General features: G+C 38.3%; 15 protein-coding genes and 1 pseudogene. 9 read left to right on the top strand and 7 right to left on the bottom strand.

Annotated elements, in window-relative coordinates; all coding sequences use genetic code 11:
- Positions 1-326 precede the first annotated feature (326 nt).
- The gene (locus H4J57_RS07470) at positions 327-4499 is read right to left on the bottom strand and encodes a hybrid sensor histidine kinase/response regulator (protein WP_182242412.1); all 4173 of its coding nucleotides are present in this window, start codon (positions 4497-4499) and stop codon (positions 327-329) included.
- Positions 4500-4987: 488 nt separating this feature from the next.
- Between H4J57_RS07470 and H4J57_RS07465 the strand changes: the two genes are divergently transcribed.
- From H4J57_RS07465 to H4J57_RS07455, 3 genes are all read left to right on the top strand, one after another.
- Complete coding sequence (locus H4J57_RS07465) at positions 4988-6574, top strand: methyl-accepting chemotaxis protein (RefSeq protein WP_182242411.1); 1587 nt, start codon at positions 4988-4990, stop codon at positions 6572-6574.
- A 942-nt stretch (positions 6575-7516) separates the two neighbouring features.
- Positions 7517-7975, top strand: a complete 459-nt coding sequence (locus H4J57_RS07460; protein WP_182216211.1) for a (2Fe-2S)-binding protein — start codon at positions 7517-7519, stop codon at positions 7973-7975.
- The gene (locus H4J57_RS07455) at positions 7972-10173 is read left to right on the top strand and encodes a xanthine dehydrogenase family protein molybdopterin-binding subunit (protein WP_182242410.1); all 2202 of its coding nucleotides are present in this window, start codon (positions 7972-7974) and stop codon (positions 10171-10173) included. The genes H4J57_RS07460 and H4J57_RS07455 overlap by 4 nt, the downstream gene beginning before the upstream one ends.
- 145 nt (positions 10174-10318) lie before the next feature.
- On the opposite strand, the gene H4J57_RS07450 is transcribed toward H4J57_RS07455, so the two are convergent.
- From H4J57_RS07450 to H4J57_RS07435, 4 genes are all read right to left on the bottom strand, one after another.
- Positions 10319-11317 carry a cytochrome d ubiquinol oxidase subunit II gene (locus tag H4J57_RS07450; RefSeq protein WP_182242409.1) on the bottom strand — a complete coding sequence of 333 codons (999 nt, stop codon included), beginning with the start codon at positions 11315-11317 and terminating at the stop codon, positions 10319-10321.
- A 3-nt stretch (positions 11318-11320) separates the two neighbouring features.
- Positions 11321-12688, bottom strand: coding sequence for a cytochrome ubiquinol oxidase subunit I (locus H4J57_RS07445; protein WP_182242408.1), 1368 nt, complete (start codon positions 12686-12688; stop codon positions 11321-11323).
- A 112-nt stretch (positions 12689-12800) separates the two neighbouring features.
- Complete coding sequence (locus H4J57_RS07440; protein WP_182175603.1) at positions 12801-13346, bottom strand: GbsR/MarR family transcriptional regulator; 546 nt, start codon at positions 13344-13346, stop codon at positions 12801-12803.
- A gap of 271 nt (positions 13347-13617) precedes the next feature.
- Entirely contained in the window at positions 13618-14985 is a 1368-nt protein-coding gene (locus tag H4J57_RS07435) for a M17 family metallopeptidase (protein WP_182242407.1), read from the bottom strand.
- A gap of 153 nt (positions 14986-15138) precedes the next feature.
- Between H4J57_RS07435 and H4J57_RS07430 the strand changes: the two are divergent.
- The 5 genes and pseudogenes from H4J57_RS07430 to H4J57_RS07410 all read left to right on the top strand — a co-directional run.
- Positions 15139-15465: pseudogene (locus H4J57_RS07430) on the top strand (alpha/beta hydrolase family protein); the annotation flags it as partial.
- Positions 15466-15815: 350 nt separating this feature from the next.
- A complete protein-coding gene (locus H4J57_RS07425) occupies positions 15816-16847 on the top strand; it encodes a hypothetical protein (RefSeq protein WP_182242406.1) in 1032 nt (343 codons plus the stop codon).
- Entirely contained in the window at positions 16844-17839 is a 996-nt protein-coding gene (locus H4J57_RS07420) for a hypothetical protein (protein WP_182242405.1), read from the top strand. Before H4J57_RS07425 ends, H4J57_RS07420 begins: the two co-directional genes overlap by 4 nt.
- 418 nt (positions 17840-18257) lie before the next feature.
- Positions 18258-19583, top strand: a complete 1326-nt coding sequence (locus H4J57_RS07415) for an NAD(P)/FAD-dependent oxidoreductase (protein WP_182242404.1) — start codon at positions 18258-18260, stop codon at positions 19581-19583.
- A 150-nt stretch (positions 19584-19733) separates the two neighbouring features.
- Positions 19734-21380 (top strand): FMN-binding glutamate synthase family protein, encoded by a 1647-nt coding sequence (locus tag H4J57_RS07410; protein WP_182242403.1) that lies wholly within the window; start codon positions 19734-19736, stop codon positions 21378-21380.
- Between the two features lie 246 nt (positions 21381-21626).
- Here the strand turns inward: H4J57_RS07410 and H4J57_RS07405 are convergent, their stop codons facing one another.
- Positions 21627-22712, bottom strand: coding sequence for an L-dopachrome tautomerase-related protein (locus H4J57_RS07405; protein WP_182242402.1), 1086 nt, complete (start codon positions 22710-22712; stop codon positions 21627-21629).
- Between the two features lie 76 nt (positions 22713-22788).
- On the bottom strand, positions 22789-23814 hold the full coding sequence (locus H4J57_RS07400) for a zinc-binding alcohol dehydrogenase family protein (protein WP_182216228.1): 1026 nt from the start codon (positions 23812-23814) through the stop codon (positions 22789-22791).
- A 138-nt stretch (positions 23815-23952) separates the two neighbouring features.
- Between H4J57_RS07400 and H4J57_RS07395 the strand changes: the two genes are divergently transcribed.
- On the top strand, positions 23953-24888 hold the full coding sequence (locus tag H4J57_RS07395) for a LysR family transcriptional regulator (protein ID WP_182242401.1): 936 nt from the start codon (positions 23953-23955) through the stop codon (positions 24886-24888).
- The last annotated feature ends 281 nt before the right edge of the window (positions 24889-25169 follow it).

Raw genomic sequence — 25169 nt, 5'->3', positions numbered from 1 at the left:
TTAATAAGATATTATCAAAAGCCCTTTTTAATGATAACGACTGACAGTATATTGAAATATCGATGTGATGTTGTTAGATTTGATTTAAATTGAGTGTCTGCTTTAGTCGCTTTAGTCACTTTAAAATAGCTAACAATATAAATAGGGTCGCACTTTCAAGAATGGTTTGAGCTTTAGTAAAGTCTGTTGAAAGGTCGTCTAAAGTTGATACCGGTAATAGTTCATTAGCGACTTATTTAAGGTAGAAAAGGCGAGGGCAGAGTTCGTACCCATATGTTAAACACCGATATTATAAAGATAATAACCGCCCAAGCCCGACAATATCTTTATTTATGGCGCCATAACTTTAATTTTTCAAGCACCAACATTGGCTCGATTGGTTTGGTTAAATAATCATCCATACCCGCTTCTATACATTTTTCTTTGTCACCTTGCATCGCATTAGCTGTCATTGCAATAATAGGTATTGCCGTGTTTTCTACTCCAGCCTCACCTGCTCTAATTCTCTTTGTTGCTTCATAACCGTCCATTTCTGGCATTTGGCAATCCATGATCACAACCGTATAGGGTTTAATAACGGTCGCTTCTTTTAATCGATTTAAGGCGTCAACACCATTAGTCGCTAAATCTGCGATTAAGCCGATTTTTTTTAAGACAGCTAGCGCTACCATTTGGTTTACTCGGTTATCTTCAACGAGTAGCACATGCATTTCTCTAGGCCAGTGGCCTTTCATTGCACCGATATTAGGCTTTTTTATTGCTTCTAGGTCGATACTGTTATGCGCCGTTATTAATGTATCGCTATTATTTTTAATTACCGCTAAAGCATTAAATAAATTTTCGGTTGTTGCTGGTTTAGGAAAATAAGTACTACTACCCAAGTCTGCAAAGTGTTTAGCGTCGTGTTTTTCATCGATTGAGGTCATCATCACTAGTGCCATTGGGTCATAGCTTTTATTCGCTCGAATTATTTTAGCTAATGCTTCGCCATTCATCGTTGGCATTTCCATGTCCACTAATGCCAGATCAAATATCTTTGAATTTGATGAAGAAAAACACTCATCACAATGAAATAAAGCCTCCTTAGCACTTTTAGCTTCAGTGACGTTTATCCCCCAACACTCTAATTGTCTGCGTAACACCTCACGGCTAGTTTTGTTATCATCGACAATTAAAATATTTAACCTTAAGCCTTCTATCGGTGGCACTACAGGGGTCGACAATTCACTTTCTTGTACTAAACAAGATACTTTAAAACAGCTGCCATGGCCTATCTTACTTGATACCGTTACATCACCATTAAGTAGCTTACATAATTTTTTTGTTATACTTAACCCTAACCCGGTTCCGCCATATTTTCTGGTTGTGGAAGCGTCAACTTGGCTAAATGAGCCAAACAGTAAAAATATTTTTTCTGCTGGAATACCAATGCCAGTATCTTGAATTTCACAACTAAATATAAAGTGATGTTCTTTTTCGGCAGGTTCGAGTTTAGCTTTAATCACTATCTGACCTTGATCGGTAAATTTTATGGCATTACTTAAAATATTGGTGAGGATTTGCCGTATTCGTCCCGGATCTGATTTAATGAAAGAGCAGGGAATACCCGTTAAATCGAGTATTATTTCAACGCCTTTTCTTTGCGCAGCAAGTGAAATAGATTCAGCAAGCTCTGCCACTAAATTACGTAAATTAAAATCTATATACTCAAGTTCTATTTTACCCGCTTCAATCTTTGAAAGATCAAGAATATCATTAATAAGTGTCAATAATGCATGGGCACTGGTATTGGCTATGCTTACGTTTTGGGCTTGTTCTTTCGTTAGGTCACTATCCATGAGTAAACCCAGCATGCCTAAAACCCCGTTCATTGGTGTTCTTATTTCGTGGCTCATATTAGCTAAAAATTCTGATTTAAGTTGTGTTGCTTCTTCAGATTTTTTTAATGCTGTAATTAAATCTTTAGCCTGCGTCTTTAGCGAAGCTGTTTTCTCAGTCACTTGCTCTTCAAGTGTTAAAACAAATTGCTTTTGTCTGTCTATTTCTGTCTGCTGTAAACGCGTTCTTAAATAAATGGTAATAAATACGACAATTAAGGTTAATAATACATATAAACTGTATGCCCACCAGGTTTTCCACGGCGGTGGTGATATATACAAGTTGATCGACAGTAATTTCTTCCCCCACTCACCACTGCTATTTGTCGCTTTGACAAGCAGTTTATATGTACCTCCATCTAGATTAGTAAATGAAGCAATATTTCTATTACCGACTTCAATCCAATTATCATCATAGCCTTCAAGTTTATAAGCATATTTGTTTTTGTTAGGTGAAATAAAATCTAAAACAGAGAACTCAAAAGAGAAAAAGTAGTCATGATAAGTCAGTTCAATATCAGTGACATAAGAATAAGGTCTATCAAGCTTTATCGGCTGACCCATTTTATTAAAGCCGGTTAAAATAAGATTGAATTCGTCATTGGTTGTTTCTATATCTAAAGCACTAAAATACTCGATGCCGCGTTGGCTACTGGTGAAAAATGTCTCATTTGCACCTTTTACTAGGCTATTTGGGTAATAATTCATTCCTAATAAACCATTATAGCTGTCAAAATTAGTCACTTTTCCTGATAAAGGGTCTAATCTTGAGATCCCCTTATTGGTCGTCAGCCATAAATGACCACTTTTATCATCAGCAATTGCACGGATTAAAGAGGTCGGTAATCCATTGTTTTTATCAAAATGTTTAAAGGTTTTTGTTTCTGGAAGATATAAGTTGAGTCCTTTTTGCGTAGCAATCCAAACGTTGCCATTTCCACTTTGATGGATATCCTGTACGATATTTCCTAATAAACTATCAGATTTTTTTTTATTACTTTGAAATGAAATGAACTTTTGTTCGTCTGCTTGCCAAAGATTTACACCGTTACCGGTTCCAACCCACATATTTTGTTCACTATCTTTAAATATTTTTAAAACTTCGGGATGAGATAATCCCAAAGATTCATTTAAATGAGTAAAGATTTTAGTTGAAGGGTTATAGCGATAGACACCATTTTTATAAGTGCCAATCCAAAGGTACCCATATTGGTCCATGTTAAGGGCTCGTAACTCTCTGAACTCTTTATGGTTTGGATCTGTTTTAGGGTAGGTTAATAACTCAAGGTGTTGAGTGTCTAAGTTGAATTTAGCTAAACCTTCATCTTGTGCAACCCATAGACTGTTATTATCATCAAGAAATATAATGGGATTTTCTAATAGTCTATTAGCGCCATAGCCATTCTCATCACTAAAGATCGGTGCTGATAATGTGGCTAGTTTTTGTGATGATACCTGCCACTTATATAACTGCGATGACGAAGATACAATGACAAGATCACCATTAGCATCTGTTGTTATTCCATTTGGAGCGGTCAGTTCAGGGCTATTAATCGATTTAAATTTACGATGTGGTACTAACTTATATATGCCGTGAGTCTCGCTAGTGACCCAGATGGTTCTAGAGCTATCTTCGAAAATTATTCTCAGACCCTTATTATTGCCAAGGTCAAATTGTTCAATCTGAGGACCTGTGTTTGATTGTCGAAACAAACCTTTGCTGGTAACAAACCAGACATAGCCCTCTTGGTCTTCAATCATAGAATTCACTTGATCTAAATATTGATTATCAAGTGTTTTTAATCGTGTAAAAAGACCATTTTCTTTATCGAAGGAAAATGGACCTTGTTGAGTACCTACATAAAGTTTATCTTTTGACGTTTTTAAAATACTGCGTATTTCATTTGCGCCTGTTGGTGTTTTATTTTCTGGAGCAGGGAAAAAATGAGAAAAGGTTTGCTTAGTTTTGTCATATAAATTTAAACCATAGCTAGTTGCAACCCAGAGACTATTGCTATTGTTGTTTTCAATATCCCATATTCTATTATGGGATAAACTTGATGGTGAATCATCAGTTTTTGTAATATGTTCAAAGCTATTATTACCTAGATATCGACTGAGCCCTTTATCATATGAACCTAACCAAATATTGTCTTCTTGGTCATGAAATAAGGATTGAATTCGATTAGACGAAATAGAAGCAAGGCGAAGCGGATCATGAATGAAATTACTAAAGCTTCCTGTTTTTGGTTCATATAGGCTAGCGCCTCCTCCCCAAGTGCCAATCCATATATTTCCGGCGTGGTCCAACATCAGGTTTCCAGCATCATTATGCGATAAACCGTTTGAACTCATACTATCAAATTGAAACAGGGTTGTTTTTCGACCATCATAGCGCATAACGCCATTTTCAGCGGTACCAAACCAAAGTAAGCCTTGATTATCCTGAATAATTGAATATATCTCAGAAGAAATAAAACCATCTTCCTCTGTCAGCACTTTAACCGAGTATTCATTAATGAGTTTTGAAGTCGATTCATTACTATAAGCTGGAGCAATCGTTCCAATAAATAGGATAACAAAGCAGATAACGTGATTAACAAGCGATAAATTATATTTCATAAATATTAAGATTATCAAATCCAAGTAAGGTCAACAAAAAGTACAAAAAATCTTATTTAATTTAATAGGCTATAACGTTGCTAAAAGCGGATAAACCTAATTAAGGCACAAGCTTAGTTTTATTTACTCATGCATCGCCCTGCAATGTAAGCTAAAAGCTTATCATCTAGTATGCTACTTTAGCTGTAATATTTATATAAAATTTTTGTCAATATTTAGTTGATTAAATAAAACTAAAGGCTGGTTGGGTCTTTTACTTAGGTTACCCAAGTGTATCATTTTATTTTAGGGGAAAAGTTTTAGGCCCAGGAAGTATTCACTTTTGTGTACTAAACGTTAACGGAGACTTTAGTAATACAATGATATTTATAATACTAAGGTCTACAGTGCATATTGTTTGATAATCATGTATTAATATAGTTATTAAAGACAAATTATCTATCTTTTATGTCTAATATCAATAAGGTAATATTATAGTGAGTCGTCATATGGAAAATAAATTACAGAAGTCAGTGCTTGTTTCATTAGTCATTACCATAATAATCACTTTAATTACGTATGCTAGCCACAAAGCTTTTTCATCAGTATTGCTCGCTTCACTGAGTGTAGCAGTCGTTAGTTTTTTTGCTGTGTTTTTCGGTGTAAGTCGCTGCTATAAAAATATAAATAAAAACGAAACAAAAAAGCAATGTGATAATTTAACAACAGAATCTCTTGCTAATATTGGTCAATCTATCGGTAATACCGCCAGTGAGTTAGCGATTAATTCTGCAGAGGTCAGTTTCTTTTTAAACCAATTGGCCCAAGCGATAGAAATATCAAGTGAAGATGTCGACCGATTAGCGACTGCAGCGGAAGAAATGTCGGCTAACAGTAAGCAAATAAACGAAAATTCCTCATTAGCCTCAGAGCAAGCGAGTCTAGCAATGACCGCTAGCAGCTCAAGTTCAGCAAAGTTAAGCCACAACATTGATACCGTCAATGAGCTTCATCATGCGGTTAGTACCGCCACAAAAAAAATTGAATCACTGGCCAGCAAAACACAGCAAATACAGAGTATTACTGATGTAATAGATGGCATATCAAGCCAAACAAACTTACTGGCTTTAAATGCGGCGATAGAAGCTGCTCGCGCAGGCGAACAAGGTCGCGGTTTTGCTGTTGTTGCCGATGAAGTCAGAGCGCTGGCAGGAAAAACTGCTGATGCTACTCGAAAAATAGGTGACATGCTTAAACAAATTAGTGACGAAACAACTGAAACAACCCAAGTAATAGCGGAAATTGTTGAAAAAACTGATAGTGTTGTCGTCACCATGACTGATTTATCACAAGGTTTCAAAGACATTGATCAGCTTATGGCTGATTCATCGGGCGCAAGCGATCAAATAAGTCACGCTTTAAAAGAACAAGATTTAGCCGCTAATGAAATTTCAACCGCTATTATAAATTTACATGACTTTTTAGTGGATAAAAGCCACGAAACGAAGTCTGTATCAAAGCAAGCGACAACATTATCCAATGGCACCGAGTCGATATTTGTACATATCTCTAATTTTTCTAGTGAGACTTTAATAAGTAATATGTGCAATCAGGCGCAGTATACAGCCAGTAAAATTGGTCAGTTATTTGAAAAAAGTATTAAAAATAATGAGATAACAGAACTGCAGTTATTTGATTTTAATTATAAACCTTTGGGACTTACCGAGCCGAAAAAATTTACCACCAGTTTTGATAAATTCACAGACCAACATTTACCTGCTATTCAAGAGCCTTTATTAGTAGAATTCTCTAACATGATTTATGCAGGCGCTGTTGATATTAATGGTTATTTTCCTACGCATAACAAATGTTTTTCAAAGCCGCTAACCGGTAATCAGGCAATAGATGCTATTAATAATCGCACTAAACGTTTATTTAATGACCCTACAGGTATTCGCTGTGGGAAACACACAGATAAATTTTTATTACAAACCTATAAACGCGATACAGGGGAAATAATGCATGATGTTTCCGCACCCATTTTTGTTAATGGCAAACATTGGGGAGGATTTAGAATTGGCTTTAAAGCAGGTTAATATAGTAAGTCTTATAAACAAAGGAGCAGGTCTTTATTTACCACTGCCTGCCTGATCTGAGTTGAAATAATATTGACCCGCAACAACCTAGATTAACCCTTAAATTTTATCTAGATAAAATAAACAATTGTATTTACGATGCCTTATCCATAGAGCTAATGAATGTTTAGCTTTAACTAGTTTTGAACGAGATAATGTCTAAGCGAAGGTTGCATAGCCATTACTCTCTACTTTTAGCTACTTTCGAATATGTTCAGCCTAAGAGAAGAAGCGTTTAGTCTGTATTTTTCAATCAAAAGTTAGCCGTTAAAATTAATATCACCTTAAATCAGCGCAAAGCATCAGGTAAGCATTGCTGTTAATCTCCTCGGTTTGTCTAAAACTAACGTTAATGAATACTCCATAGTGGATGCTTTTTTTATTATTGTTAACCTTGTCAACATCTAGTATTTACTTAATTAATCGTTAAATCTATCACATGTCATTTTTAATAAAGGGCGACGATATCGTTTGCTTTGAAGTATTTTTTATTGGAAATTAAAGTCAGCTTATCTGCACTATCTTTAACGAAGTCATATTCTACCTCCTTAGAAAAACAGCCGGAATCTAACGATATTAAACATTAAATAGTAGGGGGGGGGGCACGCTAAGAAATTGAGTGGTTATAAGGTAATTATTGACTGAAAATAGAAAGCAACATAATATTATTTTTATTCAATAAACGTGAATAACCTTTAATAGGTTCTGCTCAAAGTGATTAATTGCGAAGAACATCGTTGTAAATTATCAATAGCTGCTATTGTGACGAGAATAGTTTTTAGCGATGATAGTCACAAGTCCAAACACAATAACCGTCAGTTTTGATTTTTTAGATTGATCTTATCGATTGATTTTAGTGGAGATTTTTTATCTCTCTTTATAATGTTTTAGCAAGGAACCCCTATGATTTCTATCAACCTTAATGGCCGCGAACAATTATTTGATGTCGAAGACGATATGCCATTGCTTTGGTTGATCCGTGAAGAAGCCGGTCTTCGCGGCACTAAGTTTGGCTGTGGTATAGCACAATGTGGTGCTTGCACGGTTCATGTTGACAATCAGGCCGTTCGCTCTTGTATGTATCCGGCGGTTGCAGCCCAAGGTAAGCAAGTGAATACGGTTGAAACTCTCGGCTCAAAAGAGGCTCCGCACGCTTTACAGGCTGCTTGGATTAAACACCAAGTTCCTCAGTGTGGTTATTGTCAGTCAGGAATGATGATGGCAGCAGCTGCATTATTAGCGAGTACTCCTAATCCAAGTTCTGACGATATCGATACTGCAATGACCAATATCTGTCGATGCGGAACTTACAGTCGAGTTAAAGCTGCCATTCTTGATGTAGCAAAGGAGATGTCTTTATGAGTCTTACTCGTCGGATGTTCGTTTTTGGTGGTGCAGCGATTGGCGGCGGATTAGCGCTAGGGGTTATTGGTTTAGGAACACATTTGGCCATGCATGATCGCCTTGGTGTGCAGCGAGATGGCAACACCAAAGATACCTTGCTCAACTTGTGGCTTCGTATTAACAAAGACAATACCGTTACACTACTTTCTCCGCATACCGAACTTGGTCAAGGTGCCGGTACTGGTTTAACCCAAATAGTGGCCGATGAACTTGACTTGAATTGGCAGCAAATCAAATTAGAGCTTGCGCCTGCGACCACTGCATTTTCCAATGGTGGCGTTTTTGAAGGCTTTGTTAGTGAAATGATTGGTAAGCCACCAGTCTGGGCAGAGCATATTGCTAGTAATGCTTTCAACCGTCTAGCCGACTTACTTAATATGCAAATGACTGGGGGTAGCGCCTCTATTCGTTTTACTGGCTGGCAAGTTATGCGTGAAGCAGCCGCAGCTGCACGTCAAATGCTGATTAACGCAGCCATCGATAAATACGGCGCAAGTACTAATACGACTACCGATGCTGGATATGTTGTTGATGGCGACAACCGCTGGAGTTATGGCGAACTGGTTGAGCATGCGGCAACTTTAGACGTTCCTGAAAACTACACACTTCGTGCAAAAGGTGATCGTAAGTTTATTGGCAAGGCAATGCCTCGTCATGATTTACCTGACAAAATATTTCTTGAAACACAATACGGTATCGATCGCCATGTGGAAGGGATGCGCTATGCAGCTATTGCACACAGCGGTGTCTTTGGCGCTAATGTCGCCACTATTGATAACTTAGCTGAAATTACCTCGATGCGGGGTGTGCTGGGTGTTGAAAATATGGGGCTATCCGTTGCTGTTATCGCTAATAATCCTTGGCGAGCAGAGCAAGCGATAAAAGCTTTAAAAATTACGGCAGCATCCCATAAAAATAGTGATTTAAGTTCAGCAAGTATTGAAAACTTTCAACGTGAGAGTTTACAAGGAGAATTAAGTGATGCCCACAATATTGGCGATGTAGCGTCTGTGTTAGGCGGTAGCGGTGAAACAGTTGAAGCTGAATTTTGGGTGCCTTATTTAGCACATGCTACTATGGAACCGATGAATGCGAGCGCTTGGCTAGAAGGCGATAAGCTTCATGTTGCTGCGGGTGTGCAAAATCCACTTTACGCTCGTGTTCATGCGGCAAAAGTCGCTAATATGGACGTAGAAGATGTTGTTTTTCATGCTCATTCAATGGGAGGAGGCTTTGGTCGTCGTGTCGGTTTTAGCATGAGTGAAGACAATCCAATAATGTGGATTGATGAAGTCGTCACTTTAGTAAAAAAATACAAGTTTCCTATCAAACTCACTTGGTCACGTGAGGCAGACACGAGACAAGATGTTTATCGACCGGCAGTTCTGGCAAAATTTTCAGCACAGCTTGACGAAAACGCTAAACCACGTTACTGGCTATCGGCAAGCTATGGCAGCGAAGGTGGTGCGCCAGCCTCTATGCCACCTTATAATGTTGATAATATTAAGGTGCAGTTTGCTAATCATCCTTCTCCTGTGCCTATTGGTTTTTGGCGTAGTGTCGAAAATAGCCAACATGCATTTTTCAACGAGAGTTTCATTGATATATTGGCTGAAAAAGCACAGGTTGACCCCATTAAATATCGATTAGCATTGCTCGATAATAACGACGGTCATGCAAAATGTTTAAAGGAAGTGGCGCAGCTGTGTAATTGGCAATACGGTGTTAGCTCTGACGGTAAAGCGATGGGCGTTGCGGTACAAAAAAGTTTTGGCACTATGGTTGCTACCGTTGCTGAAGTTTCACTGCAAAATAACCAAGCGCGTGTTCATCGTGTTTGGATAGTGACTGACAGTGGCGTGGTGGTCAACCCAGACTCAGCAATCGCTCAAGTTGAAGGTGGCGTGCTCTTTGGACTAACGGCGGCACTTTATGGGCGTTGTGATATTGAAAGTGGTGGTGTTAAACAAAGCAATTTTCATGATTACCCTATTATTAAAATGGCTGAAGCGCCGATTGTTCAGGTGAAATTGCTTGAAAGTACTAATGAACCCGGTGGTTTTGGTGAGGTTGGCGTACCGACTATTGCCCCAGCAGTTGCAAATGCATTGTCGGTCTTAGGTAAAAGACCAATGCGTTTACCGATTAATGCTTAATATGATAGCCAAAGTATAATGACCTTAATTAAAAACCAGCCTTGTGGCTGGTTTTTAATTAAGAACGACGCTTAGCAAAAATACTTAACAGAAGAACATTAATAATAAGTGTCTGTGCTTAGTTTATTTAAGGATAAACTCACGCTTAATAATATCTGAGCTCTTGCACCTTGCCCCAAAATACCCGATAAGAAAAGGCGGTATAACTAAATATAACCGGTACCACAATGAAGGTTCCCCATAAGAGAAAACTCAAAGATTCAGGTGCTGCGGCTGTTTCCCAAATAGTCAGCTTGTTAGGCACTATGTACGGAAAAAAACTAAAGGCTAAACCAAAAAAACATAGAGTGAAGATAATCACTGCCGCGACAAAAGGTCGCCAACAGCCTTTGTCATTTATTTTAGGTAGTTGCTTTAGTTGTATTAAGCTAAAAATAAATAACGCAAAGCAAATAGCGGGTAACGTTAATATCAATAAAGTGTTTGGCCAAGCAAACCATTTTTCATAGACACCTGGGTTAATTAATGGATTAACAAAGGAGACAGCTATAATACCAAGGAAACAAATTAGTCCTGATTTTTTTGCCCAAGCTACCGCTTGTATTTGTAGTTCACCTTCAGTTTTCATAATTAACCAACAAGCACCTATATAGCTATAAGCGGCCGCAACACCAAAGGCACTCAGTAAACTAAAACAATAAGCGGCTACAGTGCTTTCAAAGCCCATAACATACATACCTAACATGTAACCTTGGCTTAAAGCAGCGAGTAACGAGCCTATTTTAAAGACTTTATTCCACGTAGGCTTATGACCAAAGGCCGCCTTAGCACGAAAATCAAAAGCTACACCACGAAGCACTAAACTAATTAATAATACCGCGGTGGGTAAATAGAGCTCTTTAAATATATAACTGTGCGCCGCAGGAAAGGCTATCAACAATAAACCAATCGCTAAGACTAGCCAAGTTTCGTTAGCGTCCCAAAAAGGGCCTATTGAAGCTATCATCGTATCTGCATTATCTGTTTGATCGAGCGGTAGCATAATGCCAACACCTAAATCATAGCCATCTAAAATGGCATAAAGTAAGATTGAAAGACCCATTAATGAGACAAAAATTAGCGCTAAGGTATTTTCTTCAAACATAACTTATCCCTCGATTGATTTACTAGGTGTGTGAATAACAGGTTTTACTTGTTCATCGATACTGAATTCTTCAAGTTCAATCGCTCGTCCTGCCATCGTAAATAGGGTGTGTAGGTAGGCCACCATAATGACAACATATAAAGTCAAATAAAGTGTAAGTGTAATTCCTACATTTGCTGGTGCTATATCTGTCGCTGCATCTTTTACCGTTAAAATCCCTGTCACTAGCCAAGGTTGTCGGCCAATCTCAGTGACATACCAGCCCGCTAATGTGGCGATCCAACCCGAGAAGCTCATCGCAACCAGCACTTTTAATAGCCAAGGGGGCAATTGTTTTTTACGCCACAATTGAAAACGACTAAACCAAGCGACAATAAACATGAAGAGACCTAAAGCCACCATGATTCTAAAAGCAAAGAACACCGGCGCAACAGGGGGATGGTTACCTTCAAATTCGTTTAGCCCCTTTATTTCGCCATCAAAGTCGTGTGTCAAAATAAAGCTGGCCATTTTAGGAATGGCTATTTCAAAATGATTGGTTTTTTGCTCTTCATCAGGAAGTGCAAATAACAACAGTGGTGCTCCTTTTTCGGTATGCCAAATACCTTCCATGGCAGCAATTTTTTGTGGTTGATGTTCTAAGGTATTTAACCCATGCATATCACCTAATAATATCTGTACTGGTGCCAGCACCGCCGCGACTGTTAACGCTATTTTTAGCGTTAATTGTGGCGCTTTTTTGTTATCACCCTTGAGTAGGCGATAGGCACTTATACCCGCAACTAAAAATGCTGCCGTTAAACCAGAGGCAACCAGCATATGAGACAATTTGTAAGGGAATGATGGGTTGAAAATAATAGCAAACCAGTCAACGGGGAATGCGACACCATCACGCATCTCATGACCTTGAGGCGTTTGCATCCAAGAGTTAAGTGCTAGGATCCAAAATGACGATAAACTGGTACCAAAAGCGACTATTAACGTTGATAATGTATGCACTCGAGCCGAAACTCGATTCATACCAAATAACATAATGCCTAAAAAACCAGCCTCTAGAAAGAAAGCAGTGAGTACTTCATAACCCAATAATGGTCCCGCTATATTACCGACTGTTTCCATAAATTTTGGCCAGTTAGTGCCAAATTGAAACGACATAGTAATACCGGTAACCACACCTATTGCGAAGGTAAGGGCAAAAATTTTGACCCAAAAACGGTAGGCCCGCATCCAGATAGGATCATTGGTTTGGTCAAAGCGTAATTTGAAATAAAACAAAAACCAGCTCAGTGCGATGGTTATTGTTGGAAACAGGATATGAAAGCTAATATTAGCGGCAAACTGGATGCGTGAAAGCATTAAGGTTTCTAACATGATTTACTCCATAAACCCTAGAAAACACGAGTATCATCAACGGGTTTAACGTTTAAAGTGACAATTTTTTATAACATTAATGTGCTAGCTTTAAAAAAGTCAAAGTGACAATTTAGTTTTTATTTAAAAGTTTATCTTTTATATCAATAACTTTACTGACACCGGCACCAAGTTTCATTAATGTATTAAGTTTTTCTGGGCTCATGCTTTGTAGTTCTGCCGCCCAATGGGTAATCGTTTCAAGTAGGTCATGCATCTCATGCATTTTTTGCTGTGCATATTGTTCTTGAGGGTTAGCGGGTTCATCTAAAAGGTTATCGCGTAATAGTGACAGGGTAGGGTCAACCTCACGTTTGCGACGTTCTTCAAAGACACGTATTGCCATTTCCCAAATAGACCCAGCCGGTGAGTAATATTCTTTGCGATCTTTGGGTTTATGTTGTACTTGAACTAAGCGCCAAGACTGTAATTCTTTAATACCCATACTGACATTACCGCGAGAAATGTTGAGGGCTTCTGATATTTGTAGCGCAGTGAGTGAATCATTGTGAATAATTAATAAACCATACATTTGACCTACGGTGCGGTTAAAGCCCCAGCGACTGCCCATTTCACCACAGTGCATAACGAACGATTCAATTTTAGCTGTCATAATCATAATTAAGTCTTCTGAACTTTCAGTAATTTCTGAAAGTTTAAACCTTTGTTGATTTAGATCAAGTGTTATTTTGAATATTATGGCTTTTTTTTTGATTGTTGAGTGAGGTACTCAGCTCGTGATAAAGCAAGGTGTTGTTAAGTGAGGTACCGACAGAAAGATGGGGAAAGTATCAATAAAAACTAGCTTTGGTAGCGACAGACATTTATGAATAAATGCGGCGCAAAAGCACCGCAGTTATTAACTTTTATGGCGATGTGGTTTTAATTGCTTATTTATACTTAGCTTGTAAGTAATCAAATACGGCGCGAATACCAAAAGCTTCACCGCCAAGGGGGCGCCCTGGTAAAGCTCTGATATTAAATGCCATCACGTCAAAGTGAACCCAATCAGTCTCTTTTTTAACAAACTCTTGTAGATATAATGCCGCGGTAATTGCACCACCAAAGGGTATTGCGGCGCAATTGGTCATATCAGCAATCGAGCTTTTCAGTAAATCACCGTATGGGCTATAAAGCGGCATACGCCAGACCGGATCGCTAATTTTGCTGCCCGCTTGGGTAATACCTGCAGCAACTTCATCGCTTGTTGAGAAAAATCCTGGTAATTCTGTGCCTAAAGCAACACGCATTGCGCCAGTTAGGGTTGCAAAATCAATAATTAAATCAGGCTGTTCGGTGTCAGCTTCTGTTAGAGCATCACACAATACTAAGCGACCTTCTGCATCAGTGTTGTGAATTTCAACGGTAATACCTGCGCGTGTAGTAATAACATCACCAGGTCTTATGGCATTGCTCGACACGGCATTTTCTACCGCAGGAATGAGTACTCGTAGATTAATTGGTAGGTTATGCGACATAATTAACTGAGCTAATCCGAGGACATGCGCAGATCCGCCCATATCTTTTTTCATATTACGCATACCAGCAGCCGGTTTTAAGTCGAGACCTCCACTGTCAAAGCAAACGCCTTTACCCACTAACGTTACTTTTGGGTGATGGCTATTACCCCAAGTTAAGTCAATTAAACGAGGTGCATGGGCACTCGCTCGACCAACGGCATGTATGGTTGGGTAATTTTGTTCGACAAGTTCATCACCAATAATTTGCTGAACTTGGCCGTGATACCTATTAGCCAAGTTTTGCGCGCAGTCACCAAGATCTATTGGCATCATATCAGCTGCTGGCGTATTGACTAAGTCACGGACTAAAGTCGTTGCCTCGGCATATTTAATGGCACTGTCGACTATGGTTTGATTATTAACGGCTAAGCAGGGAAGCGGGGCATTATTTTTGTTTTTTGTTACATAACGATCAAATTTATAGGCGCCCATTAGCCATGAAAAACAGATGGCTTGTTGCTGATCATCTTTCGCATGTAACAAATACTGACCAGGAGGAAGTTGCTTAATTAATTCGCCACAGGCAAAGAAATGATTGGCATCTTCAACAACAAATACTGCTAGCGACAACTCCCCTTGAGTATTAGGTAATAACGCTAAACCTTCAGCTTTATAATTAGTATTGGCTAACCATGCTTGGTTTTGCTGAGTTTGCTCGCTTAACCAGTCGTTATAGTTATTTTTGTTGATGATAAAAAGTGATGTACCTTTATCGTCGGCACGTAGTAACTGATTCATGAATTTCCTTAGGACGAATTGATTGGATTTTATGTCTTGCTAGATTGTAACCTAAGCAAGATTAAGTTGAAGTGCTATCGGATGTTTCTGGCCTAATTATAAAGTAATTATTGCGAGCATAGATGTTTTGTAAGTGAAATACCCACCGAGCTCTTCGGCTTTCAAGGAGAAGAGCGTAGTTTTTGGGAAGGTCAGCCAGCCTATGCATCGATGTCACCGTTCTTTCATGCAGAAAAAATTAATGAGCCAATGTTGATGCTCCACGGTAAAGAAGATCCAAATTCAGGTACTTTTCCAATGCAATCAGAACGAATGTTTGCTGCGCTAAAAGGACTTGGCGGTAATGCTCGTTTGGTGATGCTACCACATGAGCAACACAGTTATCGAGCTAGAGAGTCGTTGCTCTATATGCTGTGGGAACAATATCAATGGTTAGATATACATGTGAAAAACCCCACTAATAGCGCTACCCCTGAATAAAATTTATCAGGCGCTTTACCTATCAAATAATCGTTTAAGTAAAAGCCATGTCAACTGCTTATCAGTGAGCATGGCGAATTACTCACCGCAAAATAATGATATTTTAAATTTCAGCAAATCAATAATAAGTTAGCGAATAAGGTTATGTTCATTATGAAAATCTATATAACATAAACTAATGGCGCTCTATTGTTGTTTAATTTATAGGCTGCACCTATAGTTGGTTATTGAACTTAAATGGATTCAATTTGACTTAGCTAGGATAGCGCCTTTCCTTTTTTACTCGGCTGAATCTTCACGTTCGTAAAGTCTATTTAATTTAACATTGACGTCGATATTTGGAGAAAAAAATGAGCGATAAACCCGTCTTAATTTTAATGCATGGCATTGGAATGCACACCTCTGACTCTTTTAAAGAAGACGTTGTTGAGTCAATTAACAATGCGTTGGAAAGGTATCCAAGTTATAAAAAACTAAAAATTGAAAATGAATTGATCATTCATAGTATTAGTTATGACCATCTATTTGAGAAGATCCGTAAGGAAATTTCAAGCAGCAGTAAAACAGTTGAACACTTCATTAAAACTCAGCTGGCGGGTGTTGATACGCCTGACTTAATGAATAAATTGATAGGTATTGATGCCAATCTGGGGAGTGATACCTTTGAAAATACTCATGCCTTAGATGTTATCCTATATTTGTCTATATTTGGTGAAAGCGTTAGGGGCTTTGTTATCAAAGAGTTAGTGAGTATATTTGGCCAACACAGTGCAGGTACGACTTATCATTTTTTAACGCATTCTCTTGGCACGTCAGTAATGCATGACTCATTAAATAAACTCTTTCCTGATGAAAAACCGCTCGGTCAACCGCAAATATCTACCTATTGGAGTTTCGCTAATGTTAGCGATTTAGTCACGTGGGCTTCTGGTTTAACTTCACCTTATCAATCTATTGTTAAACCTGGTGTTGGCGGAATAATGAATGAATTTTATAATATCTATCATGAGTGCGACCCTATTGCTTTTGATTTATTTAGACGCTTCGATCCTAAAAATAATGGTAGTTGGATAAGTGAATCAGCGTTTGATAATGCATATCGAAAAATTGTTACTAAAGAATTTAGTCGCAAGAATACCCATTCAATTAAAGGGTACATTGAAGATCCAAAAGTATCTTATCCTTTACTTTATGCATTTTTAGATGACTTCGACCCCAGCTCTACTGAGCAAACACAAGCTAATAAGGCATTTAAACATTATCAAGGAGAGCTAAATAAAATTAAAAATTATCAACAAACAGGCGGCTTTACTGCTGACATTAAGGGATTAGTGGCAGCTATCACCGGTTTTATTAGATATTTCAAGGAGGATAAACAATGAAATATTTATTGGCGGCTATTTTACTTGCCTTGATATCTTTATCTTCTTTTTCTGAAGAGCTTATTTGTCAAAAACACGACGCTACAAAAGGGAAGGTTTTTATTAATATGTATGAGGGTGTTGATGATATTTCTCTGAAAATATGTAATAAACTTCTTGATGGCTCAGAAGTCGATCAAGCGATGAATGCTTGGTTTATTAATTGGAAGGAAAAACTTTCCTTGCATGTTAAACCGCTAGAAAAAATGGGTGTCGACAGCGATTTTATCATCAACAATGCTTATCAATCGTTAATCACATTGTCGTACCCTAAAAATATTAATGCCTCAAAAAGCACTAAGACAGGAAAATATCATCTAAAGTATAACAATGATGAAATTGCAGTTTTAGATAATGCTGACTGTAAGGGGTATGGCCTAAAAAACTGTAAGATCCTCTTTGATAATTTGCATAAGGCAATTGTTGCTCCTTTTGAATCTTCTTATAAATATGCCAATTCAAAAGCAGGTATAAATATAGCTTTAAAGAACACTGCATGGTCAAATTATTTTGAAAATTCGCGTTCGCAAACTTTTATAGATTTAGCCATTAATACTTGGTATTACCAAGATAAATTAAAAGAAAACCGTTTAGTTCCACCCCCCAATAAACAGTACTTTGCCTTACATCCTTCTATTATTATGCATTACAGTGTCGATGCTGAACATGGCGAACAGATGAAAGAAGCACTTGCTATAGAATGGGCGGGGATTAATTATTGGCAGTTAAAGATACCTTTGGGACTTTCAGTCGTCTCTACCTATGCCGATAGAGTTTCAGTTAAGTCGGTATCTCACGGGGTTATGTTTCACATAAACAATACTTATTCTTTTGGTTTAACGACTAACAGCGAGCAACAGCATGGTATTTTTGTTACTTTAGATTTACTGAAATTATTCGAAGATAAAAAGTCTAACTATAAAAACTATCTTAACAAGATAAAAGATTTGTAAATTTTAGCCTAGATACTAACGACTTCTATTGGTAATGAAGTCGTTAGTAATATTTAGGATTAACTTAGTATTAATAAGGCTGCAGATCAGATAATTTAGCAAAGTAAGTATAACACCCAGGCCGAAAACCCAACTAGATGTACTACTCAAGGCTGAAAGAGAGTCTGCATATTTAAAATGTTCTAATTTAAAATAGACTCGTGTCGCAGCCATAAGAAAGAACACAACACCAAGAAATGGACCTAAACGTTTAAACCAGGAAGACACGCTTTATCCTTAGTGCATTCATAAAGATAGCATGATAGTTTATTATATATCCCGCTCCCTTAAGCATAGATTAAGGTAGGGGATATGTAATACAAATAACGCTAGCTTTTAATGGTGTTGGCTCATTATAGTTTAAGGATCAGCGAATAAAATGTTAATCAGGCCTTGGTGGCGAAAACCGACCATTTCTTCCGACCCCATTGTTATAATCGGTGGCGGTGCAGGAGGTTTAGAGCTTGCCACTAAACTCGGCAAGTATTTTCGAAAAACCAAACAAAAAATTATTTTAATCGACCAAAATAGAAAACATGTTTGGAAACCACTTTTACATGAAGTCGCTTCAGGCTCACTTGACGCTGATATAGATTGTGTTGACTATTTATCCCATGGTGCGCGTAATGGTTTTTTGTTTCAGCTAGGTGTAGTTGATGGACTCAACCGAGAATCGAAGCATGTACTTTTAAAACAATTAAATGATCAAGATGGTGCTTTAATATTTCCTGCTCGCCAGGTTAAATACTCATTATTGGTATTTGCGTTAGGGTCTGTAACGAATGACTTCAATACATTGGGCGCAAAGCAGTACTGTACATTTCTTGATACTTGTGAAAATGCAGAGCGATTCCATACTGAGTTACTCAATGCTTTTTTACGACTTAAAGGGGACGATACGCGCAGCAGTCTCAATATTGCCATTATTGGTGGTGGTGCTACAGGCGTAGAGCTTGCTGCAGAAATAGTAAAAACCTCTGAATTACTGAAAAATTATGGATATGACCATTTATCAAAAAAGAGTCTAGATATTCACATTGTAGAAGCAGGGCCTCGGATCCTTGCTGCACTTCCTGAACGTATAGCGCAAAGTGCACAACAAGAACTAGAGGCGCTTGGTATCACTGTAAATACTAACACCGCGGTTACTGAAGTTACGCCCAACAGTGTAATAACAAAAGATGGCCGTGAAATCGCTAGCAGCATTACTGTTTGGGCGGCGGGCATAAAGGGACCTGATTTTATGCAAGCTATTGGCGGTTTGGAAAGCGCAAAGAACAATCAATTACTGGTTAATCCATTCCTGCAAACTCCCTTAGACACCGATATATTTGCCCTTGGCGACTGCGCTTCATGCACGACATTAAAAGGGATAAAAGTTCCCCCTAGGGCGCAAGCAGCACATCAAATGGCATCGACTGTCTTTACCAATATTATTGCTAAATTAGCATTGAAGCCCTTAGTCGCTTATGAATATATCGATTATGGTTCCTTGGTGTCATTATCATCTTATACGGCAGTAGGCAGCCTAATGGGAAATATTAATCAACGCAGTATGTTCATCGAAGGTAAGTTGGCAAGACTGGTTTATATTGGGTTATACCGCATGCACCAAGTGACACTTTTTGGTGTGCTTAATACCTTACTCATTGTCCTTGTTGGTAGGGTTAATAGAGCGTTAAGGCCTAACCTGAAATTACATTAACTGGTGGGTGGTGAAGATGATTGATAAAGATTTTCAGTCTCTATAGGCTTTACACCTATTTATTACCGCCATGCATCAAAAAAATAATATTATCCCATTGATCAATGGGGTTAAATAAGCAGATTAGAAATATAGTAGGATATTTAAAAAATGACTTCAGCTCAAAAATTTTACTGGCAAGTTTTAACCCTAGGTAACATCAGTAGCTTTATCTTACTTTATACCATTGGTGGTTGGTTCCCTGGTTTTTTGGTGTTTTTTACCCTGACCTATTCAATAATAGGTGCATATGATCTTACCCTAAGTAAACATACCTTAAATAGACTGTATCCTGTTCTTGCTTATTTTCGTTACTTCTTTGAATCAATACGAACAGAAGTTCAACAGTATTTTATTGCAAATAACACCGAAGAAATGCCTTTTAATCGCGAACAAAGAGATCTGGTTTATCGACGTGCAAAGTCGGTAACAGACACCATACCCTTTGGCACTCAACGAGATTTAATGCAAACTAACTATCAAAGTATATGGCACTCGCTAGCACCAAAAACAATAAAGGATGAATCTAAGCACGTTACCGTTGGCGGGCGACAATGTTCAAAACCCTATAAAGCGTCAAGATTAAATATATCAGCAATGAGTTATGGCTCTTTAAGTGCAGAAGCTATTGAAGCGATGAATCTAGGCGCAGGTGCAGGTGGCTTTTATCATAATACTGGAGAAGGTGGTGTTAGCCCTTATCATTTAAAGCATGGTGGAGACTTGGTTTGGCAAATAGGTACGGGGCTTTTTGGCTGTCGAAATGAAGATGGCCGTTTCAATCCTGTGATGTTTGCTAAAACGGCTCAATTAGCACAAGTAAAAATGATTGAAATAAAGTTGTCGCAGGGTGCTAAGCCTGGTCATGGTGGCGTACTTCCTAAAGCTAAGATAACAGATGAAATCGCGCAAATCAGAGGTGTTAGTAAAGAAGAAGATTGTGTTTCTCCGGCGATTAACCCTGAATGCAATAGCCCATTTGAATTATTGTCATTTGTTAGCCAACTTAGAGAGTTAAGTGGTGGCAAGCCCATTGGTATCAAACTTTGTGTTGGTAACCCGGCTGAATTTTTATGTCTTGGCAAAGCCATGTTGGAAAGTAACATATACCTTGATTTTATTACGGTTGATGGCGCAGAAGGGGGCACAGGCGCTGCCCCCGTGGAATTTAGTAACAGACTTGGTATGACCTGCTTGGAAGGAACCTATTTTGTTCATCAGGCACTTGTTGGATTAGGAATACGTAAACAGATACGGGTGATTTCAGCAGGTAAAACAGCTTCGGGTTTTGACATGCTTAATAAGGTTGCCTTTGGTGCTGATATTGTTAACGCGGCCCGAACATTTATGATGTCATTGGGCTGTATTCAATCTAGGCAATGTGACACCAATATGTGCCCAACGGGGGTCGCCACACAAGATAAAAATCGCTCTAAAGCCATCGATATAGAAGTAAAAGGCAAACGTGTAACCTCATTTCATCATCACACCCTAAATAGCTTCTTTGAATTATTGGGAAGCATGGGACTAGATGATGTCTCGCAGTTAACTTACAACATGATAAAACGTAGAACACCAAACGGCATGTTAGAATCTAATACCCACACAGTACCTGAACTGACTGAGAGTCAGTTAACGCAAGAAAATATTACTGGGATGTGGTTAACATGGTGGAATCAAGCCTCTAGCGATACTTTTTATGTTAATGATATTGCGCCTTTGGTACCACCTGAATTAGCCGTTAAGCAAATTTCTTAATGATTACTTGAGCGTTGCGCAATACTATTTTATTGTTATCTCTGAGGTTGAGAACCGTTTAATTATCAATGAATATTGACCATTAAAGCTCTAATATCATGGTTCATATTATGAGCCGCGATATTAGGATAGAACGTCTGCTTCATTAATAAAATAGACGGTCGTATTGATAATTACCTTAATATTTTTAATGGTTAAAAGCGGCCAAAAGACTTTTAGTATTGATAAGTCAAGGGTGGTGGGGCACTAACGACCTACTTTACCTTTAACAAGTGGCTTAAAAGAAAGCACACTATATTGCCCTTGGCTGTCATCTTTACCATTGTTGAGTATTGGCGAACGGTGAAGTTTATTAACGGTAACGTAAATTTTATCATCGTCTCCGTAACTAAAACCATCAGGCCACACAAGACGTTCATCTTTAAATAACACTTGGTAATCGCCACTAGGTTTAACCACACCAATAGCGCCGTTAGTAATATCGGTGACATATATATTGCCGCCACCATCGACAATAATACCATCAGAAATAGGCTTAGTACCGTAGTGCTGTACTTTTTCCTCTAGCTCTTTACTTGATAGACTTTCATTTATAATTGCGCTTGTGGCAACACGATATACCGATGTGCCCGACATGGAGCCAAAGTATAACCAGTCTTCATTGGGCTCAAGAGTGATTGGGTTTACACCCAAACGCGCAGCTTGCCCGCCAATTTTCATTGTGCGACCGTCAATAACTATGTCGATGTTTTCAGCACGAGTATAATGGCTGTCTTGCAGTATTCTTCGTGCGGCACCTGTTTTAAGGTTAACAGCAATAATTGCGGCTTGACTACCTTGTGCTGTGTCAGCAATATAGATATAGCCATTTTTGTTATCAACGGCTAAGTCGTTTAGAAACGACGTGTCTGTAATCGTTGGCTTTGCTAAATAAATAATTTTATCAAGCTGCTCACTTTTAGTATCCCAACCCACTAATCGCCCCGCATGATCAGGACCCGACGTATCTAGCATCCATAACACACCCTCGGCTGATACATTAATACCCAGAACACCGTAAAAACCTTTACCATTATTGTAAGCATATGCCCATTCTTCATTAGGATAAGGTTTTGTGGTGCCGTCTGGCATAAGCTCCATGATCTTTTGCTTTTGTCCATAAAATCCATGTATCGACAAAAACTTTCTTCCCGATGGCGTAATAGCAATGTTACCCGGTGGATGTTGTGCATCGAATGTAGCGACTGTGTGAAGCTCACTGTTATTGGCTAATGTCGTCGCTGTAGTGAGTAATGCTATGCTATAAGCTATTACTGAAAGTAATTTTTTCATTTTTATACCTATTATTAAGTTATTAATAATTATACTTAATCGTCTTAAAGAGTCTCTTACATTTCTAGGACTGCTTTTAAAAACCTTCTAAAACAATTTTTCCAATCGATTGTCCTGATTCAAGTATTTTATGGGCCGCTCTTAGGTTTTTAGCGTTAATGGTTCCTAAGTTTTTACCGACCGTAGTTTGGATATATCCTTGGTCAATCAAGTCTGCAATTTTGTTAAGTAAGCGATGTTGCTCATTGATATCTGTTGTTTTGAACATTGAACGTGTAAACATAAACTCCCAGTGCAGGGATAAACTTTTAAATTTAAGTTTACTGATATCAAGCGACTTAGGATCGTCAATTAAGGCTATCTTTCCCATTGGAGCTAACAGTTCAACAAAGCTATCTAAATAGGAGTCAGTATGCGTTAAACTAGCAACGTGTGTTACTTGCCCTATAGCTAATTGTTCAATTTGTTCTACTAGTGATTTGGAGTGATCGATAACATAATCTGCCCCCAGTTTTTTTACCCATTTTGCAGAACTATCACGTGACGCCGTAGCAATGACAGTTGCGCCTGTTAGTGCACTTGCTAACTGAACTAAAATCGAACCGACACCTCCCGCCGCGCCAACAATTAAAATTATATCGTTTGATTTTTTCTTTATCTCAGGATGTTGTTGTTTGATTAATAAGCGTTCAAACAATAATTCCCAAGCAGTAATCGCGGTTAATGGTAATGCAGCGGCTTCGCCATCGGATAAACTTTTTGGCTTATGACCGACGATGCGCTCATCAACTAATTGATATTCGGCGTTACTTCCTTGGCGATTTAAATCTCCGGCATAAAAGACTTTATCCCCAGGTTTAAAGTGACTCACTGACTCACCTATGGCCACGACTTCACCAACAGCGTCCCAACCAAGCACTTTGTATTCATCGTTCTCTGCTGCAACATTTTGACGGATTTTGTAATCTACAGGGTTAACAGCGATAGACATAACCTGTACTAATAAGTCATGTCCTGAAGCTGTAGGTTGCGATAGCTCGATGTCTATTAATGATTTAGGATTACTGATCGGTAATGATTGTATGTAGCCAACTGCTTTCATGGTTTTTCTCCAAAGCTTTAAAATTGTTAATTACGGGGAGTTAACGTTAATTTTTATGGTGATTATAATGATATGACTTGATCGCTCAAATAGAAACAGCATAATGATAGAATCTTTATCAAATTATTTTTGACAATCATGCTATTAGAAGATCTTAATGTAATCTTAAAAGTTGCCGAATTTCGCAGTATTACTGCAGCGGCAGAGAGTTTAGACATGCATACAGCAACAGCTAGTGCAGCAATAAAAAGGGTTGAACGTGCCCTTGGCGTTGATCTGTTTATACGAACGACTCGAAGCTTAAGGCTCTCTGTTGCAGGTGAAAGGTATATTCCAAATTGTCAGCAAGCATTGCAAATGCTTGACGTAGCTAAGCAAAATGTTAAAGATGATTTAGACATTATTGATGGTGAATTAAGAATTTCTATCCCCTCAGATTTAGGTCGGAATTTAGTATTACCTTGGCTTGATGAATTTATGGAAGAGCACATAGGGATCAGTGTTAAATTACATGTCAGTGATAGTAATATTGATTTCTATAGGGATCCCGTTGATATTGCCTTGCGCTATGGTTCACCAAATGATGCCAACCTTTACGGTTTTAAAATCTGTAATGTACCACGAGTTATTTGTGCAACACCTCAGTACCTAGAAGCGCATGGTATACCCAAGCATCCTAATGATTTGACCACACATAACGGTCTTCTATATAAGTTACATGACATTGTTCATGATGTATGGGAATTCTCTTATAAAAGTGAGTTTATTAAAGTCAAAATGAAAAGTAATCGCGTTTCAAACGATGCTGACCTAGTCAGGCGTTGGTGTGTAAGTGGTAAGGGAATAGCTGTAAAATCTAGTTTAGATATGTCATATGACTTGCTGAGTAACCAACTTGTGACACTATTAACAGGCTTTGTCCCTAAGCCAACAGAATTATGGATTATTTGCCCAAGTAGACAGACCATTACTCCGGCAGTTCGCCTGCTTAGAGAACACTTAAAAATAAAGTGTAACTATGTTCTTACTCAACTTATAAACAAAGGTATTTTAGCTCAAGCGGATGTCTACTAATTGAGCATTCTATTTGATTTAAATGAGCGATTTTATTGATTTGAAGTTTGATGGTAATCCTCAATGCTTTAGAGGCTAGTGACGACAATGTAGTATTCTTGTGTATAAATAGGTGAAATACCGACGGCAGTAATAAGCTTGCAGGAGAGCTTTTTAGCTAAAAATAATTTCCTATGATTGGCAATAACGTCATCCGTCACTCAATTATATTAACATGACTTTAGTGCCTGTTATTGACGTAATGAACTGAAAAGCTTAATGTCTTCTTTGACTACTGAGCT

Source organism: Colwellia sp. BRX8-7 (genome assembly GCF_014077275.1).
In the GTDB taxonomy this organism is placed as follows: Bacteria; Pseudomonadota; Gammaproteobacteria; order Enterobacterales; family Alteromonadaceae; genus Colwellia_A.
Note: the sequence above shows the minus strand (reverse complement) of the source record. Positions and strands in the feature narration are given on the sequence as shown.

What these genes read in the sequence shown, in the direction of transcription:
- H4J57_RS07470 (WP_182242412.1), bottom strand. Translation starts at nt 4,499, where the DNA reads ATGAAATATAATTTATCGCTTGTTAATCACGTTATCTGCTTTGTTATC.
- H4J57_RS07465 (WP_182242411.1), top strand. Translation starts at nt 4,988, where the DNA reads ATGGAAAATAAATTACAGAAGTCAGTGCTTGTTTCATTAGTCATTACC.
- H4J57_RS07460 (WP_182216211.1), top strand. Translation starts at nt 7,517, where the DNA reads ATGATTTCTATCAACCTTAATGGCCGCGAACAATTATTTGATGTCGAA.
- H4J57_RS07455 (WP_182242410.1), top strand. Translation starts at nt 7,972, where the DNA reads ATGAGTCTTACTCGTCGGATGTTCGTTTTTGGTGGTGCAGCGATTGGC.
- H4J57_RS07450 (WP_182242409.1), bottom strand. Translation starts at nt 11,317, where the DNA reads ATGTTTGAAGAAAATACCTTAGCGCTAATTTTTGTCTCATTAATGGGT.
- H4J57_RS07445 (WP_182242408.1), bottom strand. Translation starts at nt 12,688, where the DNA reads ATGTTAGAAACCTTAATGCTTTCACGCATCCAGTTTGCCGCTAATATT.
- H4J57_RS07440 (WP_182175603.1), bottom strand. Translation starts at nt 13,346, where the DNA reads ATGATTATGACAGCTAAAATTGAATCGTTCGTTATGCACTGTGGTGAA.
- H4J57_RS07435 (WP_182242407.1), bottom strand. Translation starts at nt 14,985, where the DNA reads ATGAATCAGTTACTACGTGCCGACGATAAAGGTACATCACTTTTTATC.
- H4J57_RS07425 (WP_182242406.1), top strand. Translation starts at nt 15,816, where the DNA reads ATGAGCGATAAACCCGTCTTAATTTTAATGCATGGCATTGGAATGCAC.
- H4J57_RS07420 (WP_182242405.1), top strand. Translation starts at nt 16,844, where the DNA reads ATGAAATATTTATTGGCGGCTATTTTACTTGCCTTGATATCTTTATCT.
- H4J57_RS07415 (WP_182242404.1), top strand. Translation starts at nt 18,258, where the DNA reads ATGTTAATCAGGCCTTGGTGGCGAAAACCGACCATTTCTTCCGACCCC.
- H4J57_RS07410 (WP_182242403.1), top strand. Translation starts at nt 19,734, where the DNA reads ATGACTTCAGCTCAAAAATTTTACTGGCAAGTTTTAACCCTAGGTAAC.
- H4J57_RS07405 (WP_182242402.1), bottom strand. Translation starts at nt 22,712, where the DNA reads ATGAAAAAATTACTTTCAGTAATAGCTTATAGCATAGCATTACTCACT.
- H4J57_RS07400 (WP_182216228.1), bottom strand. Translation starts at nt 23,814, where the DNA reads ATGAAAGCAGTTGGCTACATACAATCATTACCGATCAGTAATCCTAAA.
- H4J57_RS07395 (WP_182242401.1), top strand. Translation starts at nt 23,953, where the DNA reads ATGCTATTAGAAGATCTTAATGTAATCTTAAAAGTTGCCGAATTTCGC.